This is a genomic window from Ruegeria sp. (assembly GCF_040830605.1).
Lineage (GTDB): Bacteria > Pseudomonadota > Alphaproteobacteria > Rhodobacterales > Rhodobacteraceae > Ruegeria.
Genome location: NZ_JBFOMD010000017.1, coordinates 37,343 through 53,413 on the forward strand (window position 1 = coordinate 37,343; position 16,071 = coordinate 53,413).

The following is a 16,071-nucleotide window of genomic DNA, read 5'->3' on the forward strand; positions in this document are numbered from 1 at the left end:
GCGGCACGATGCTCACCGCTTATCTCGACCAGATCAAAGCCCATGCCGACCCTGAACGCGCAACGCAGGTCGCCGCCTATCACAAGGCCGAGCGCCCCTATCTGGGCGTGCCGGTACCGGTCCTGAACGATCTGACCAAGGCGTGGCGGCGGGAGCTGTCGGTGGAGGATCGGGTGACGCTGGCTGACGCACTCTGGCGGACCAACATTCACGAGGCCCGGGTTGCCGCCTCCAAATTGCTGACACAGGCGCGCATCCGCGTCGATGACGCCGTTTGGGATTTGCTGCAAGGCTGGGTGCCCGATTTCGACGGCTGGGCGGTGGCCGATCACGCGTGTTCAGCGATCCAGAAACGGCTGATAGCCGACCCCGCGCGGCTGGATCAGGTGGAAAGCTGGACCCGCTCGGACCACATGTGGACCCGCCGCGCGGCGCTGGTGGCTACCCTGCCCTGGACCAAACAGAACCACCCCAAGCCCGAGGATCTGGCCCGCCGCGACCGCATCCTGGGCTGGGCTGCGGGCTATGTGCCTGACCCTGAATGGTTCATCCAAAAGGCCATCGCCTGGTGGCTGCGGGATCTGTCGAAACATGATGCCCCACGGGTTCGTGCCTTTCTGGAGGAACATGGGGACCAGATGAAGGCCTTTGCCCGCAAGGAAGCAGGCAAATACCTGAAGGATCAGTTGGCGTAGACGTCGAGCTCCACAAGCTGGTCGATTGGCTCCAGCAGCGCCCGCATCGCGTCCAGCGACAGCCGGCTGCCGGCGCCCGGATCACCCGGAACCGGGATCAGCGTCACATAAGCCTGCGCACCGGTTTTGCGTGAAACGACCCGACCATTGCGCTCGACCTGAACCAGCGGCGTCTCCATCCAGCGGCCCGGCTTGGTGGGGTCGCCCAGCCCGGCGATGGTCTGGCGCGCGCCGGTCCAGCCGGGGCCTGCTGCGACCTGCTCGACACCCCCGGCATCATCCACTTCGACAGCATCAACCGGCGCTTCGGCCACAGCCGGTTCGGGCTGCGCGCCCGTACCGCCAAACAGACGATCAGAGGTTGCGCGGATGCTGTCGCAACCAGCCATCAGAACCAACGAAACCAAAGCCACGTATCTCATGCAACGGAGCCTAGCTGTGCCGTTGCCAATGTGCCAGCCAAATTGCGGTTGGCCCTTGCCGCAGGCATCCGCCCGCTTTACCTATGGCGCATGACTGCCCCACTGATCGATCCCTTCGCCCGCGCCATCACCTATCTCCGTGTCTCGGTCACGGACCGGTGCGATTTCCGCTGCGTCTATTGCATGTCGGAAAACATGACCTTTCTGCCCAAGAAAGACCTGCTGACGCTGGAAGAACTGGACCGCATGTGTTCGACCTTCATCGGCATGGGGGTGGAAAAGCTGCGCATCACCGGCGGCGAACCTTTGGTGCGGCGGGATATCATGACCTTTTTCCAATCGATGACCCGGCATCTGGACAGCGGCGCGCTGAAAGAGCTGACGCTGACCACCAATGGATCACAGCTCCACCGCTTTGCCGATCAGCTTTATGCGGCGGGCGTGCGGCGGGTGAATGTCTCGCTTGACACGCTGGATGAGAAGAAATTCAGCGATGTGACCCGTTGGGGCCGCCTAAAACAGGTGCTGGGCGGCATCGACGCGGCGCAGAAGGCGGGGCTGAGGATCAAGATCAACACGGTCGCGCTCAAGGGGTTCAACGAGGATGAGTTGCCCACCATCACCGAATGGTGCGCCGAGCGGGGCATGGACCTGACCTGGATCGAGGTCATGCCGATGGGCGATATCGGCAACGAGGACCGGCTGGATCAATACTGGTCGCTCAAGGACGTGCGGGCCGAATACGAGAACCATTATCAGGTAACCGATCTGGCCGAGCGCACCGGCGGACCGGCCCGCTATGTGCGGCTGGAGGAGACGGGGCAAAAGATCGGCTTCATCACACCGCTGTCCCACAATTTCTGCGAAAGCTGCAACCGGGTGCGCCTGACCTGCACCGGTGAACTGTATATGTGCCTCGGACAGGAGGACATGGCAGACCTGCGCAAACCGTTGCGCGATCACCCCAACAGCACCGAGCCTCTGCAGGAAGCCATCCGAGCCGCCATCAGCCACAAGCCCAAGGGGCACGATTTCGACTACTCCCGGCAACGGGCGGACGGTCAGATGTCGCGTCACATGAGCCATACGGGCGGCTGATATGGCCGCTGACGGCAGCCGCCCGACGCTGCTCTATTCCCTTTATCGCGGCGCCACAGCGTTGCTGGCCCCGTTTGCATGGACCACCGTACGGCGCAAGCTGAGCCGCGCCGGAGTGCCGGTCGAGCGACAGCAGGAGCGCCTCGGCCATGCCAGCCTGCCCCGCCCGCCGGGCCAGCTGATCTGGTTTCACGCCGCCAGCGTCGGTGAGAGCCTCTCGGTCCTGCGCCTGATTACACAGTTGGGCGAACGGCTGCCGGGCACGGAGTTCCTGATCACCTCCGGCACGCCCACCTCGGCGGCACTTATCGCAAAACGCCTGCCACCGCGCACCTGCCATCAATACCCGCCGCTCGACGCCACCGGACCGGTCCGCCGCTTTCTCAGCCACTGGCGCCCCGACGCGGGCATCTTCGTGGAAAGCGAGTTGTGGCCTCAACTCATCGTCGAAGCCCATGCCGCAGGCATCCCGCTGGCCCTGCTGAACGCCCGGCTGTCGGACAAATCGGTGGAGGGCTGGAAGAAACGCCCCGATACCGCTCAGTTCATTCTGGACCGCTTCACCCTGTTTCTGACCCAGAACGATAAGACCGCCGACAATCTCGTCGCAATGGGCGCTGATCCGAAACGGGTCCGCCCCGGCACCAACCTCAAGGCCATGGCAGGGCCGTTGCCCGTGGATGAAACCACGCTCACCCGGATCCGCCGCGAGATCGGCACCCGCCCGGTCTGGGTCGCCAGTTCCACCCATGCAGGCGAAGAAGAGGTAGTACTGGCCGCCCACGCAAGCCTGCTGAAACACCACCCGGACCTGCTGCTGCTGCTGATCCCGCGCCATCCCGAACGCAGCGACGCGGTCACCGGGCTGATCGCAAAGACAGGTCTCACCCACGCCCGGCGCACAAAAAACGAGCCCATCACCGAAAGCACCCAGATCTATCTCGCCGATACGCTGGGCGAGACCGGTACATGGTACGCGCTTAGCCCCTTGGTCTTTCTCGGCGGCTCGTTACGTGAGATCGGCGGCCACAACCCGTTCGAACCGGCGCAGGCGGGCGCGGCGGTGATCACCGGCCCCGGCACCTACAATTTCGCCGAAACCTACGCCCCGCTGATCGCCAATGGTGGCGCGGTCGAGGTCAAAACCGCCGAAGACCTCGCCCATGCGGTCTCCCACTGGCTGCAGGACGAGGCCGTCTTCACCGCCGCCCGCACCGCCGCCGGCAGTTGCGTCACCCAACAACAGGCCGCCCTCGACACTGTGATCGACACACTCTGCGATCAGTTGACCCTCACCTGACCCCAGAACTTCTTCTGTTCAAAAATATCCCGGGGGAGTCGCGGCCTGCCGCGACGGGGGCAGAGCCCCCGCCACAAGCCCAACTCAAGCCGCCGGCATCCGCTGCTCGACAATCTCGGCCCACCAGCTGCACCCGGCCGGAATCGCCTCGTCGTTGAAGTTGTATTCCGGGTGATGCACCATCGCGGTGTCGCCGTTGCCGACCAGAATATAGGCGCCCGGGCGCTCCTCGAGCATGAACGCGAAATCCTCGCCCCCCATGACCAGCGGCGCCTCTTCGCACTCTTCCGAAACAGCCCGCGCCACGTCAGCGGCGAACTCGGTCTGCTCGTCGCTGTTCACCATCACAGGATAGCCCCGGATATAGGTGATGTCCGCCGTACCGCCGAAGGTCGCCGCGATGCCGTTGCAGATCTCGCCAATCCGCTTTTCGGCCAGATCGCGCATCTCCTTGCTCATGGTGCGCACGGTTCCCTTGATCTGCACCGTCTGCGGGATCACGTTGAACGCCTTGGACGAGGTCTCGAACGAGGTGACCGAGACCACCACCTGATCGATCGGATCGGCGTTGCGCGAGGCGATGGTCTGTAGCGCCAGCACCGTCTGCGCCGCCATCACCGTGGTATCGACGGTCTCCTGCGGCTTGGCCGCGTGCCCGCCACGCCCCTCAAGCGTGATATCGAACTGGTCGGTAGCGGCAAAGAATGCGCCCGGACGGATGGCGAACGAGCCAACCGGCCTGCCCGGCCAGTTGTGCATGCCGTAGACCTCTTGAATGTTCCAGCGCTCCATCATGCCGTCTTCGCACATCTCGCGGCCACCGCCACCGCCCTCTTCGGCGGGCTGGAAGATCACCACCACGGTGCCATCAAAATTCCGCGTCTCGGACAGGTATTTCGCCGCGCCCAGCAGCATCGCCGTGTGGCCGTCATGACCGCAGGCATGCATCGCGCCCGGCGTTTTCGAGGCATAGTCTAGCCCGGTCGCCTCGAGGATCGGCAGCGCGTCCATGTCGGCGCGCAGACCGATAACCTTGCCCTTGCTGTCGGACTTGCCCTTGATCACCCCGACCACACCGGTGCGGCCAATGCCGGTGACCACCTCGTCACAGCCAAACTCCTGCAGCTTCTCGGCCACCAACGCGCTGGTGCGGTGGGTTTCGAACAGGATTTCGGGGTTTTCATGGATGTCGCGTCGCCATGCGGTGATTTCACCCTGCAGCTCGGCAAAACGGTTCTTGACTGGCATGTCTTGTCTCTCCTTGGAATTCTCAGGCCGCTGGCATCCGGCGTTCGACCATCTCGGCAAACCACGAGCATCCCAGCGGGATGATCTCATCGTTGAAATCGTATTCGGGGTGGTGCAGCCCGGCGCTGTGGCCATTGCCCAATATGATGAAGGCGCCCGGGCGTTCTTCGAGCATGAACGAGAAATCCTCGCCCCCCATCACCATCGGCGCCTCGTCGCAGCTGCCACCCACCGCAATCGCGGCCTCGGCGGCATGTGCAGTCGGCTCGGCGGCATTGACGGTCACCGGCACGCCGCGCGAATAGGTGACTTCGGCATTGCCGCCGAACGTGGCGACAATGCCCTGCACTACCTCGCCAAGACGTTGTTCGATCAACTCGCGCATCTCGTTCGAATGGGTTCGCACCGTGCCGCGCAGACGGGCCGATTGCGGGATCACGTTGAACGCGTTCGAGGAGGTTTCAACCGACGTCACCGACAGCACCGCCTGCAGGATCGGATCGGCGTTGCGCGACACGATGGTCTGCAGCGCGACGATGATCTGAGACAGCATCACCGTGGTATCCACCGTCTCTTGCGGTTTGGCGGCGTGACCGCCGCGGCCTTCGAGGTGTATGTCGAACTCGTCCGCCGCGGCCAGTAGCGGGCCAGAGCGGATGGCGAACTGTCCGGTGGGCAGCCCCGGCACGTTGTGCATGGCATAGACCTCCTGAATGCCGAACCGATCCATCAGCCCGTCCTTGCACATCGCCTCGGCGCCATTGCCGCCCTCTTCGGCGGGCTGAAAGATCACCACCGCCGTGCCGTCGAAATTCCGCGTCTCGGCCAGGTATTTCGCCGCGCCCAGTACCATTGCCGTGTGGCCGTCGTGACCACAGGCGTGCATCGCACCGGGCGTCTTCGAGGCGTGCTCCAGCCCCGTCTGCTCCTGCATCGGCAGCGCGTCCATGTCGGCGCGCAGGCCGATCACCCTACCCCGCGTATCCGTCTTGCCCCGGATCACACCAACCACGCCGGTGCGGCCTATCCCGGTCACCACCTGGTCACAGCCGAAAGCAGCCAGTTTCTCGGCAACCAAAGCACTGGTGCGGTGAGTGTCATAAAGGATCTCGGGATGCTCGTGAATGTCGCGCCGCCAGGCGGTGATCTCGCCATGCATCTCCGCAAGGCGGTTCTTGATCGGCATATCTGTCTCTCCCTGTCACGCCACCGGCATGCGCCGTTCCACCAATTCCGCAAACCAGCTGCACCCGGCGGGGATGGCACCGTCATCAAAGTTATAGGCCGGATGATGGCACATGGCCGTGTCCCCGTTCCCGATGAAGATATAGGCGCCGGGCCGTTCTTCCAGCATGTAGGCGAAATCTTCTGACGGCATGATCGGGTCGGTGTTCGAATTTACCTTTCCGGCAACCGCTTCGGCCGCTTCGGCGGCGTGGCGCGTCTCGGTCTCGGAATTGACCGTGACCGGATAGCCGGGGGTCCAGGTCACCTCGGCCCTGGCCCCGAAGGCAGACGCGGTGTCCTCGGCGATCCGGCGCACCCGTTCTTCGGCAATGGCGCGGTATTCCGGATCCAACGTGCGCACCGTACCCAGAAGGCGCGCGGTATGGGCGATCACGTTCGAGGCCACGCTGTCAGTTTCGAACGTGCCCACCGTCAGCACCACCCGCTTGACCGGATCGACCGTGCGCGCCACCACCGATTGCAGGGACACCACGATCTGCGAGGCGACCAGCGTGGTGTCCACCGCGTCATGAGGCGCCGCCGCATGGCCGCCCTTGCCGGTCACGACGATCTCGAACTCGTCGGACGAGGCCAGCAGCGCACCGGGCCGGATGGCAAACTCACCCACCGCCATCCCGGGCATGTTGTGCATCCCGTAAACCTCCTCGATGCCCCAGCGCTCCATCAGCCCGTCCTGACACATGGCAAGGCCACCTGCGCCGCCCTCTTCAGCGGGCTGAAAGATCAGTACGGCGGTGCCGTCGAAATTGCGGGTCTCGGCGAGGTACTTCGCGGCACCCAACAGCATCGAGGTGTGACCGTCATGGCCGCAGGCGTGCATCTTGCCCGGCACGGTCGAGGCATAGTCGAGCCCCGTCGCCTCTTCGATCGGCAGCGCGTCCATGTCGGCACGTAGGCCGATCACCCGGCCCTTGCTGTTGCTTTTGCCCTTGATCACCGCCACCAGGCCGGTCTTGCCGATGCCGGTGGTGATGTCATCGACGCCGAAGGATTTCAACCGCTCGACCACAAAGGCGGCAGTTTCATGTACGTCATATAACAGTTCCGGATGGGCATGCAGATGGCGGCGCCAGCCGGTGATCTCACCATGCATGTCCGCCAGTCGGTTTTTGATCGGCATATCCAACTCTCCCCTTTCGGACTACCTTTTGCTTCAGGCGTATTTGTCACCAACATCTTCCCGCACGGGGTGGGTGTCGTAATAAATCCGCATGGCCGCAAACCTGTCGTCGGGACCAAAGGTGAAATGATCCACACCTTCAAATATGATCTGCTCGCCGCTGTTTAAGACCCAATCGTACCGAAAACGGGCGGCCGCGCTCTGACCGCCTTCACCGAACAGAACATCCAGGACCGTGAGCTTGCTTGATGCCGAAGCCGCATCGAGTTTGGCGAAAAACTCAGGTGCCTTCATGATCCCCAGAAACGGAGAATGAATGTCGGCATCCGGCGCAAAGAGTCGCAGAATAGCGGGGATGTCACCGGCGGTCAGGGCTTTGAAATAGGAGTGTATTCTTTCTGACCGCGTAGCCGACATGCCTCACTCCACTAATCGGTCCAGCAATCGTTCCATAAAGTCATGGCCCGCGTTGAACTGCTCCACGGTGATGAACTCGTTTGGCTGATGCGCCTGTGCGATGTCGCCGGGGCCGCAGATGACGGCGGAGTAGCCTGCTTCCTGGAACTGCCCGGCCTCGGCGCCGTAGCTGACCACATGCGTGGCGTTGTCGGCGGTCAGGGTGCGCACCAGCATCTCGGCCTCGCCGCCATTCTCGGGTTGCAGGGCGGGTACTGCGAATTTCTCGGTCACGTCGATGCGGGCGTCGGGATGCACCGCCTGCATCTGCGCCTCGACCTCGCGCACCTGATCCAGATAAGCCTCGCGCCAGATCTCGGGCACCTCACCGGGTACGGTGCGGAAATCCATCATGAAACGGCAATCCTTGGCGGTAATGTTATGCGCGGTTCCACCTTCGATCATGCCCACATGGCAGGTGGTCCAGGGCGGATCGAACATCGCCGCGACGCCCATCGGTTGAGCCGCCATGTTGCGCGCGTTTCTCTGGTTGGCCCATTCGATTAGCGGCGCAGCGGACATGACGGCGTTAACGCCCGTGTGCATGATCGAACTGTGAACCTCATACCCCACGATATGGGTGTCAAAGCCGAACCCACCCTTGTGCCCGGTCACCGCCTGCATCATCGACGGCTCGCCCACGATCACTGCCGCGCCCTTGGGCAAGACGTCTTGCATTGCCACGATCATCGGGGGAGCGCCGGTGCAACCGACCTCTTCATCGAAACTCAGCGCCAGTTGCAGCGGGCGCTTGATCCCGCGGTGCTGCGCCTCGACCAGAGCCCAGATCGCCAGCGCGTCGAACCCTTTCATGTCGCAGGTGCCGCGCCCGAAATACTTGCCGTCGCGCTCGGTCACGGTGAACGGATCGCTGTCCCAGGGCTGGCCATCGACCGGCACCACATCGGTGTGCCCAGAAAGGACAATCGCGCCCTTTTCCACAGGTCCGACATGGGCAAACAGCGCCGCCTTGTGCGGCTGATCCGGGTCGGGCCAACGATGCGCGGTGATGCCGTGGCTGCCCAGATAGTGCTCGACCCAGTCGATCAGCGGCAGGTTGGTGTCGCGGCTCACGGTCGGAAAGGAGATCAGCTTGGTCATGATCTCCAGAGGCGTCAAGCGCTGAGACATGGGATCAGTACCCGCTGTCGATTGTCAGGATGTAATGCCCCGGCTCGACCTCGCGATATTCCGACGGCTCTGGCTTGTAATCCAGAGGATGAATTGGCGACGGGATCGGTTTGAAATTCAAGTCTTTTTCCGATTTCCTCTTGTTCGGGTCGGCGATCGGCACCGCTTTCATCAGCGCCTGCGTATAAGCGTGCTGCGGGTTCTCGAAGACGCGCGCACGGGGGCCGAGCTCGACGATGCGGCCCAGATACATGACGCCCACATGGTGACTGACACGCTCGACCACGGCCATGTCGTGGCTGATGAAGAGATAGCTAAGACCCAGCTCGGCCTGCAACTCCATCATCAGGTTCAGCACCTGCGCCTGCACCGACACGTCCAGTGCCGAGACCGCCTCATCCGCGATGATCAGCTTGGGGTTCAGCGCCAGGGCGCGGGCGATGGCAATCCGCTGGCGCTGACCGCCCGACATCTCATGCGGGAAGCGGCGCATGAAGCTGCGCGGCAGGTGTACCCGGTCGAACAGGTTCGCCACCCGGTCCTGCAATTCCGACCCTGAGGCAACACCATAGTTCCGCATCGGCTCGGCCACCTGATCGACCAGCTGCATCTGCGGATTGAGCGAGGCGAACGGGTCCTGAAAGATCATCTGCATGTCCAGACGTGCCTGCCGCAGGCCCTTCTGGTCCAGCTTCATGATATCGACGCCGTCCAGATCGACCTCACCCATCATCGGCTCGACCAGCCGCAGGATTGAGCGGCCCGCCGTCGACTTGCCACAGCCGGATTCGCCAACGAGGCTGAGCGTCTGGCCCTTGTTCAGCGTGAACGACACATCCTCGACCGCGTGCACGTTCGAGATGGTGCGGCGCAGCAGCCCGCCCTTGACCGGGAATCTTGTGGTCAGGTTCTTGACCGTCAGCAGCACCTCTTCGGTGCCAGGTATCGGGTCGATATTCTGGCCTTCCACTCCCAGCAGCTTCATCGGCTCGGGCGCGGCCTTGCCGCGCATCTCGCCCAATTTGGGCACCGCCGCCAGCAGCGCCTTGGTGTAGTCGTGCTGCGGGTTCTCGAAAATCTCGTTGACCGTACCCTCTTCGACCTTGTTGCCGCGGAACATGACCACCACGCGGTCAGCCATCTGCGCCACGACGGCCATATCATGGGTGATGAACATCACCGCTGTGCCGGTCTCACGCTTGAGCCGGTCCATCAGCGCCAGGATCTCGGCCTGAATGGTCACGTCGAGCGCGGTCGTGGGCTCGTCCGCGATCAGCAGGCGCGGCTCGCAAGCCATCGCCATGGCAATCACCACCCGCTGGCGCATCCCGCCCGACAACTCATGCGGATACTGCCGCAGCCGCCGCTCGGGTTCGGGGATACGAACCTGCCGCAGCAATTCCAGCGCGCGCGTCTCAGCATCGGTCTTGGACATGTCCTTGTGGATGCGCAGACCTTCGGTCAGTTGGCGGCCCACCGTGAAGACCGGATTCAGCGCCGTCATCGGCTCCTGAAAGATCATTCCGATCTCGTTGCCGCGAATCTGCTTCATCAGATCCTGATCCAGATCAGCCAGATTCGCCTCGCCGCCGTCGCGGCGATCAAAGAGCAACTCACCACCCGCAATCTCGCCACCGCCGAATTCCACCAGCCGCATCAGAGATAGCGACGAGACCGACTTGCCTGACCCGGATTCGCCAACGATACAAACCGTTTCACCCGGTTTCACCTCAAACGAAACATCTTCGACGCCGACAACGGGGCCGTCCTTGGTCTGAAATTCGACACGCAGTTTCCTGATCTGTGCAATAGGCTGATCCAGCACGTGTGCGCTCCCCTTGGCCGCCCCTGATGGTTGAGAGCCAAACGCTAAGGCCGCGAGGCGGGGAAAGTCAAATCCATTGCTGTTTTTCCCGACGGCAAGGCTTGCAATTTTCCAAAACTCTGTTTCGATACAGCTCGTAACCGTTCTGGGGGAGAGAGCGACATTCACGGAACGCAGCCTGCGTTTCGATTTTGTTTCAACAGTTTGAACCCGAAACGGCAACGCCAAATCCGCAGGCACTGCGGAGATAATCGAGACACGTAAGTGTCCAACATGGAGTGTATAATGAAAGTCAAAGCTCTTTTACTCGGCGCGATTGCGAGCACGGCGCTGGCCCCCGCGGCCTTTGCCGAGCGCGGATCGGACGGCAATGTCAGCATCATCTACTGGCAGGCCCCGTCGATCCTGAACCCGTTCCTGTCAGGCGGTACCAAGGACGTCGAATCCTCGTCGCTCGTCATCGAACCGCTGGCCCGCTACGACCAGGACGGCAACATGGTGCCTTATCTGGCCGCCGAGATTCCGACCGTCGAGAATGGCGGCGTGAGCGAGGATCTGACCTCGATCACCTGGAAGATCGCGCCAGGCATCACATGGTCCGACGGCACTCCGTTCACCTCGGCTGACGTGAAATTCACCGCCGATTACTGCATGCATCCCGAAGGCGGCTGCGCGCAGGTGACCAAGTTCGAAGGCGTGACCTCGGTCGAGGCGCTGGACGATCTGACCGTCAAGGTCACCTTCGACAAGCCGACGCCGTTCCCATACGGACCCTTCGTGGGCGGCGAAAGTCCAATTATTCAGGCGGCTCAATTCGCTGAGTGCATGGGCGCCAAGGCGCCGGAATGCACCACCGAGAACTTTGGCCCGATCGGTACCGGCCCCTTTGTTGTCACCGAGTTCAAGCCGAACGACGTGATCACCATGAAGGCCAACGACAACTATCGTGACCCGAACAAGCCGGCATTCGCGACCCTGACCTTCAAGGGCGGCGGCGATGCGACCGCGGCTGGCCGGGCCGTGATGGAAACCGGCGAGTTTGACTATGCCTGGAACCTGCAACTCGCGCCGGAAGTGATCGCGCAGATGGAAGCAGGCGGCAAGGGCGTTCCGGTGGCAGGCTTCGGCCCGCTGGTCGAGCGCATCATGCTGAACCAGACCAACCCCTCGCCCGATCTGGCCGAAGGCGAACGTTCAACCGCCACACATCCGCATCCGTTCCTGCAGGATCCTGCCGTCTACAAGGCGATGTCGCTGGCCATCGACCGTCCGCTGCTGGTGGAGATTGGCTATGGCAAGGCCGGTCAGGTGACCTGCAACTGGGTTCCCGCGCCTGCCGCAGTGAACTCGACCACCTTCACCTGCGACCAGCAGGACATTGAAGGCGCCAAGAAGCTGCTGGACGATGCGGGCATCGTCGACACCAATGGTGACGGCGTGCGCGAAAAGGATGGCGTACCGCTCAAGATCGTCTACCAGACCTCGACCAACGCCGTGCGTCAGGACTTCCAGGCGCTGATCAAGGAGTGGTGGAGCCAGATCGGCATTGAAACCGAGCTGCGCAACATCAACGCATCCGTGTTCTTCGGCGGTGACCCGGGTTCGCCCGACACCTTCCAGAAGTTCTATGCGGACGTTGAAATGTACGCCAACACCTTCAACGGCACCGACCCGCAGTCCTATCTGGGCAACGGCCTGTGCGACAAGGCACCCAAGCCGGAAAGCCAGTGGCAGGGTGAGAACATCAGCCGCTTCTGCAACGAAGAGTTCGACCAACTGCACGCGCAACTGGCCGAAACCGCCGATGCAGACGCCCGGGCTGAGATCGCCCGTCGTCTGAACGACATCATGGTGGAAAACGGCGGCATGATCCCGCTGGTGCACCGTGGCCGTATTTCCGCACACTCGACCACGCTGGGCGGTGTGGTTCTGAATGTGTGGGATAGCGAGCTGTGGAACGCAGCCGACTGGTTCCGCAAGACCGGTTCCTAAGCGTTAGTCTTGCAATGCCGCGCTCCGAATCTCTATCGGGGCGCGGCCTCTGGCATCTGACTCAAGAAAAAGACTCATAAACAAAGGCGCACCCGAATGCTGACCTTCACCATCCGCCGTCTGGTCCTTGCCGTTCCGACGCTTTTGTTCATCAGTCTTGTGATCTTCCTGTTACTTGAGCTTGCCCCGGGCGATCCCATGGCGCAGGTGCCGCTGACGGTGCCTCCGGACGTCAAGGAAAAGATGCGCGAGGCGCTGGGTCTGGGCCAGCCGATGCATATCCGGTTCTGGAAATGGATCGTGCAGTTCTTCTGGATCGAGCCGCAGGTGCTGATCGATTCGATGTTCGGCACCACCTTCTCGCAAGGCGACCTGCGGGTGATCTCGTGGCAGACCCGCTCGCCGGTGATGGACATCGTCGTGCAGCGCATCCCGCAGACTCTGTGGGTTGTCGGCACCGCTTATGTCGTCGCCATCCTGATCGCCCTGCCCATCGGCATCTACTCTGCCTACCGCCAGTATTCCTGGTTCGATCAGGCTGGCACGTTCGTGTCGATGGTGGGCTTTTCAGTGCCGCCCTTCTTCTCCGGCGTTCTGGTCATCGTGATCTTCTCGGTGCAACTGGGCTGGTTCCCGTCGATCTATGACACAACGCACCGGGTCAACGACTGGGACAGCTTCGTCTACCAGCTCAGGCAGATGATCATGCCGGTCATGGTTCTGGCGCTGCAGATCACCGCGCAGCTCAGCCGGTTCATGCGCGCCTCGATGTTGGACAACCTGAACCAGGACTATGTCCGCACCGCGCGCGCCAAGGGTTTGAGTGAATATACCGTGGTCATGGTGCATGTCCTGCGCAACTCGATGATCCCGGTTGTCACTGTGATCGCGCTGGGAATTCCGGCCATTTTCGGCGGTGCCATCATCACCGAGCAGGTGTTCAAGGTGAATGGTATAGGCCAGTTGCTGATCGGCGCCATTCAGGCCAATGACCTGCCAATGGTGCAGACGCTCACCTTTATCTTCGCCGTGCTGATCGTGCTTTTCAATCTGATCGCCGACGTTCTCTATGGTATTCTGGACCCGAGGATCCGCTATGACTGATAAGGATCGCACAGACACACTGGTCCCCGACGAGGGGCTCGCCCCGGCCTCGACCGCCCTGCCGACCACCGACGTGATGGAGGAGTTGGCGACCCCACCCCGCAGCCAATGGCGGGATGTCTGGGATCAATTCAAATCGCACAAGGGCGCGATGCTGGGCGCGATGCTGTTCATCTTCATCGTCGCTGGCGTCTATCTGGGGCCATACCTGTGGAGTATCGATCCCACGCAGATCGACATCCGCGCACGCAATCAGGGGCCAAGCTGGGCGCACCCGTTCGGAACCGACCAACTAGGCCGCGATATCCTGGCGCGGATGATGTCCGGCGGGCAGACCTCGGTCTCGGTGGGCATCACCGCGATGCTGCTGGCGCTGTTCCTGGGCTCTTTCATCGGGGTCGTCGCCGGTTTCTTCAGACGGCTGGACGGGCCACTGATGCGCCTGACCGATCTGTTCCTGGCGCTGCCCCTGCTGCCGCTCCTGCTGGTCATGATGCTGCTCTTCCGCGAGCCCTTGTCCGCCGCCTTCGGCTTGGAGCGCGGGATCTTCATCCTGATCGTCTGCGCCATTGGCATCACGTCCTGGATGCCGACCGCACGGATCGTGCGTGGCGATGTTCTGGCCATCAAGGAGCGTGAGTTCGTGCTGGCAGCCCGGTCTATCGGCACCAGTAATTCGCAGATCATCACCCGGCACATCCTGCCCAACGTGCTGTCACCGATCATGGTATCGGCAACGCTGGGGATTGCGACCGCAATCATCACCGAGTCTGCCCTGTCCTTCCTGGGTCTCGGTTTTCCGCCTGACTTCCCGACATGGGGTCGGTTGCTGTTCGATGGTGTCGACTACCTGCAGCAATACCCCGAACGGGTATTCTGGCCCGGCCTGGCGATTTCGCTAACCGTGCTGAGCGTGAACTATCTGGGCGACGGTCTGCGCGATGCGCTGGATCCGAGGATCCGGGGGCGCTGAGCCAGAGCATAGCGAAGACATAGCGGCCGTCCTGTATGGGGCGGCCGCTTTCATTTGCGTATTTTTGGCAAGAAGAAGCAGGGGAGGGGTAAAACCGGTCAGGTTTGCCGCGTGTCCAGCCGTTTGCGGATACGCCGGATCGACCACCAGACGGCGGCAACGACCGGCAGGGTGATCAGGGCCGTGAGCGTGCCCTTGCTGATCCCCGCCGCGGTGAGTGGGTAGAGTAGATAGCCGGCCAGCGACACCGCGTAATAGCTGATTGCCACGACCGACAACCCCTCGACCGTGTGCTGAAGGCGCAGCGCCAGTGCGGAGCGGCGGTCCATGCTTTCCAGCAGCGCCTGGTTCTGGGCACTGCGCTCCACATCGACCCGGGTGCGCAGCAACTCTCCGGCGCGGATGGCCCGGTCTGACAGCGCGCGCAGGCGGGTTTCCGTGGATTTGACGGTGCGGATCGCGGGCTCGTATCGCCGCACCATGAAGTCGGAGAACGTCTGGCGCCCCTCGAACCGGTCTTCGCGCAGGGCCTCGACCCGCCTGGTCACGATGGCCTCATAGGCGCCGGTCGCGCCGAAGCGGAAGGTGCATCGGGCCGCCATGGTCTCAAGCCTTGTGGAGGTCGAGAGCAATTGCGGCAGCAGTTCCTCGGGGCCGGCGTCGCCATCGGTCATTTCGGTCATCAGCTCCGTCAGCCGGCTATCGAGCTCACCGAGTTCCGGCGCCAGTTTCTTGACCCGGGCAAAGCCCAGCATCGACATCGCCTTGTAGGTCTCGATCTCACACAGCCGCTGGATGATCTGCCCGGTGCGCTGACGCCCGGTGCCGTCCGAGGCGAAGACGGCAAAGCGCATATGCCCCGCCGGGTCGATGCGAAAGTCACTGGCGGCGACTGCAGCATCGTCCAGCACCCGCGCGGCAGCGAGGCTTTCGGCAGCGAACCACTCCGACAGGCTCGCGTTGACCTGATCGTTGGCGGGGCGTGGTGTTACCCGCATCAGGATCGAAGTCACCCGCTGACCGGGGCTGTCCGCCAGCCAGTCGGGCGGGAAGATCTCGAAGTCGGCGGGGTTGAAGGCGCGGTCGCTGACGCCCTGGGAAAAGGCGGTGTAGGTGACGAACTCGGTATGCTGTTCCCATTTCAGCCAGTGCCGCCCGATTTGCCCGGAATAATGCGTGGCGCCGGGCTGAGGATGCGCCGCACCGTGCCGGTCGAGCAGGTTCAGCAAATGTGCCCGGTCCTGCTCGCGATCGCGCCCAGCGGCATTGACCGGCTGTTTGATGGCCAGAAACACCACCGTGCAGGGGGCCGCAGACGACGGAAAGGGCCGCGCGTGCAGCTCGTTGGCCAGCGCATAGCGCAAGGGATGGTCGTCTATCGGTGTCATCGGCGGCTCCTGCAGATCCGCGCCACTATACGCAGTATCGGAAATACATCAATTCTCTTTTGTTTCAGTCA

At 62.6% G+C, this 16,071-nt stretch carries 14 protein-coding genes; 6 read left to right on the forward strand and 8 right to left on the reverse strand.

What is annotated here, in order from left to right; genetic code table 11:
- Positions 1-8: 8 nt before the first annotated feature.
- Positions 9-695 carry a DNA alkylation repair protein gene (locus AB3N21_RS20765; protein ID WP_367936994.1) on the forward strand — a complete coding sequence of 229 codons (687 nt, stop codon included), beginning with the start codon at positions 9-11 and terminating at the stop codon, positions 693-695.
- On the opposite strand, the gene AB3N21_RS20770 is transcribed toward AB3N21_RS20765, so the two are convergent.
- Positions 683-1,117, reverse strand: a complete 435-nt coding sequence (locus AB3N21_RS20770) for a hypothetical protein (RefSeq protein WP_367936995.1) — start codon at positions 1,115-1,117, stop codon at positions 683-685. The genes AB3N21_RS20765 and AB3N21_RS20770 overlap by 13 nt on opposite strands.
- Positions 1,118-1,207: 90 nt before the next feature.
- On the opposite strand from AB3N21_RS20770, the gene moaA reads away from it, so the two are divergent.
- Both moaA and AB3N21_RS20780 read left to right on the forward strand, forming a co-directional pair.
- Complete coding sequence (gene moaA, locus AB3N21_RS20775; protein ID WP_367936996.1) at positions 1,208-2,215, forward strand: GTP 3',8-cyclase MoaA; 1,008 nt, start codon at positions 1,208-1,210, stop codon at positions 2,213-2,215.
- Position 2,216: 1 nt separating this feature from the next.
- The gene (locus AB3N21_RS20780; protein WP_367936997.1) at positions 2,217-3,515 is read left to right on the forward strand and encodes a 3-deoxy-D-manno-octulosonic acid transferase; all 1,299 of its coding nucleotides are present in this window, start codon (positions 2,217-2,219) and stop codon (positions 3,513-3,515) included.
- An 84-nt stretch (positions 3,516-3,599) separates the two neighbouring features.
- Here the strand turns inward: AB3N21_RS20780 and AB3N21_RS20785 are convergent, their stop codons facing one another.
- The 6 genes from AB3N21_RS20785 to AB3N21_RS20810 are packed head-to-tail and all read right to left on the reverse strand — an operon-like array spanning position 3,600 to position 10,543.
- Positions 3,600-4,763, reverse strand: a complete 1,164-nt coding sequence (locus AB3N21_RS20785; protein WP_367936998.1) for a M20 aminoacylase family protein — start codon at positions 4,761-4,763, stop codon at positions 3,600-3,602.
- Positions 4,764-4,785: 22 nt separating this feature from the next.
- Positions 4,786-5,949 carry a M20 aminoacylase family protein gene (locus AB3N21_RS20790; RefSeq protein WP_367936999.1) on the reverse strand — a complete coding sequence of 388 codons (1,164 nt, stop codon included), beginning with the start codon at positions 5,947-5,949 and terminating at the stop codon, positions 4,786-4,788.
- A gap of 15 nt (positions 5,950-5,964) precedes the next feature.
- On the reverse strand, positions 5,965-7,131 hold the full coding sequence (locus AB3N21_RS20795; protein ID WP_367937000.1) for a M20 aminoacylase family protein: 1,167 nt from the start codon (positions 7,129-7,131) through the stop codon (positions 5,965-5,967).
- 33 nt (positions 7,132-7,164) lie between these two features.
- Positions 7,165-7,548, reverse strand: coding sequence for a nuclear transport factor 2 family protein (locus tag AB3N21_RS20800; RefSeq protein ID WP_367937001.1), 384 nt, complete (start codon positions 7,546-7,548; stop codon positions 7,165-7,167).
- A gap of 3 nt (positions 7,549-7,551) precedes the next feature.
- Positions 7,552-8,718 (reverse strand): acetylornithine deacetylase, encoded by a 1,167-nt coding sequence (gene argE, locus AB3N21_RS20805; RefSeq protein WP_367937002.1) that lies wholly within the window; start codon positions 8,716-8,718, stop codon positions 7,552-7,554.
- 4 nt (positions 8,719-8,722) lie between these two features.
- Positions 8,723-10,543: an ABC transporter ATP-binding protein gene (locus AB3N21_RS20810; protein ID WP_367937003.1), complete on the reverse strand. Its 1,821-nt coding sequence runs from the start codon at positions 10,541-10,543 to the stop codon at positions 8,723-8,725.
- Positions 10,544-10,828: 285 nt separating this feature from the next.
- On the opposite strand from AB3N21_RS20810, the gene AB3N21_RS20815 reads away from it, so the two are divergent.
- From AB3N21_RS20815 to AB3N21_RS20825, 3 genes are all read left to right on the forward strand, one after another.
- Positions 10,829-12,535, forward strand: coding sequence for a peptide ABC transporter substrate-binding protein (locus AB3N21_RS20815; protein ID WP_171178356.1), 1,707 nt, complete (start codon positions 10,829-10,831; stop codon positions 12,533-12,535).
- Between the two features lie 96 nt (positions 12,536-12,631).
- Positions 12,632-13,639 carry an ABC transporter permease gene (locus AB3N21_RS20820; protein WP_367937004.1) on the forward strand — a complete coding sequence of 336 codons (1,008 nt, stop codon included), beginning with the start codon at positions 12,632-12,634 and terminating at the stop codon, positions 13,637-13,639.
- Positions 13,632-14,612 (forward strand): ABC transporter permease, encoded by a 981-nt coding sequence (locus AB3N21_RS20825; protein WP_171178360.1) that lies wholly within the window; start codon positions 13,632-13,634, stop codon positions 14,610-14,612. Before AB3N21_RS20820 ends, AB3N21_RS20825 begins: the two co-directional genes overlap by 8 nt.
- A 98-nt stretch (positions 14,613-14,710) precedes the next feature.
- Here AB3N21_RS20825 and AB3N21_RS20830 read toward each other — a convergent pair whose 3' ends face one another.
- Complete coding sequence (locus AB3N21_RS20830) at positions 14,711-16,000, reverse strand: DUF3422 family protein (RefSeq protein WP_367937005.1); 1,290 nt, start codon at positions 15,998-16,000, stop codon at positions 14,711-14,713.
- Positions 16,001-16,071 lie beyond the last annotated feature (71 nt).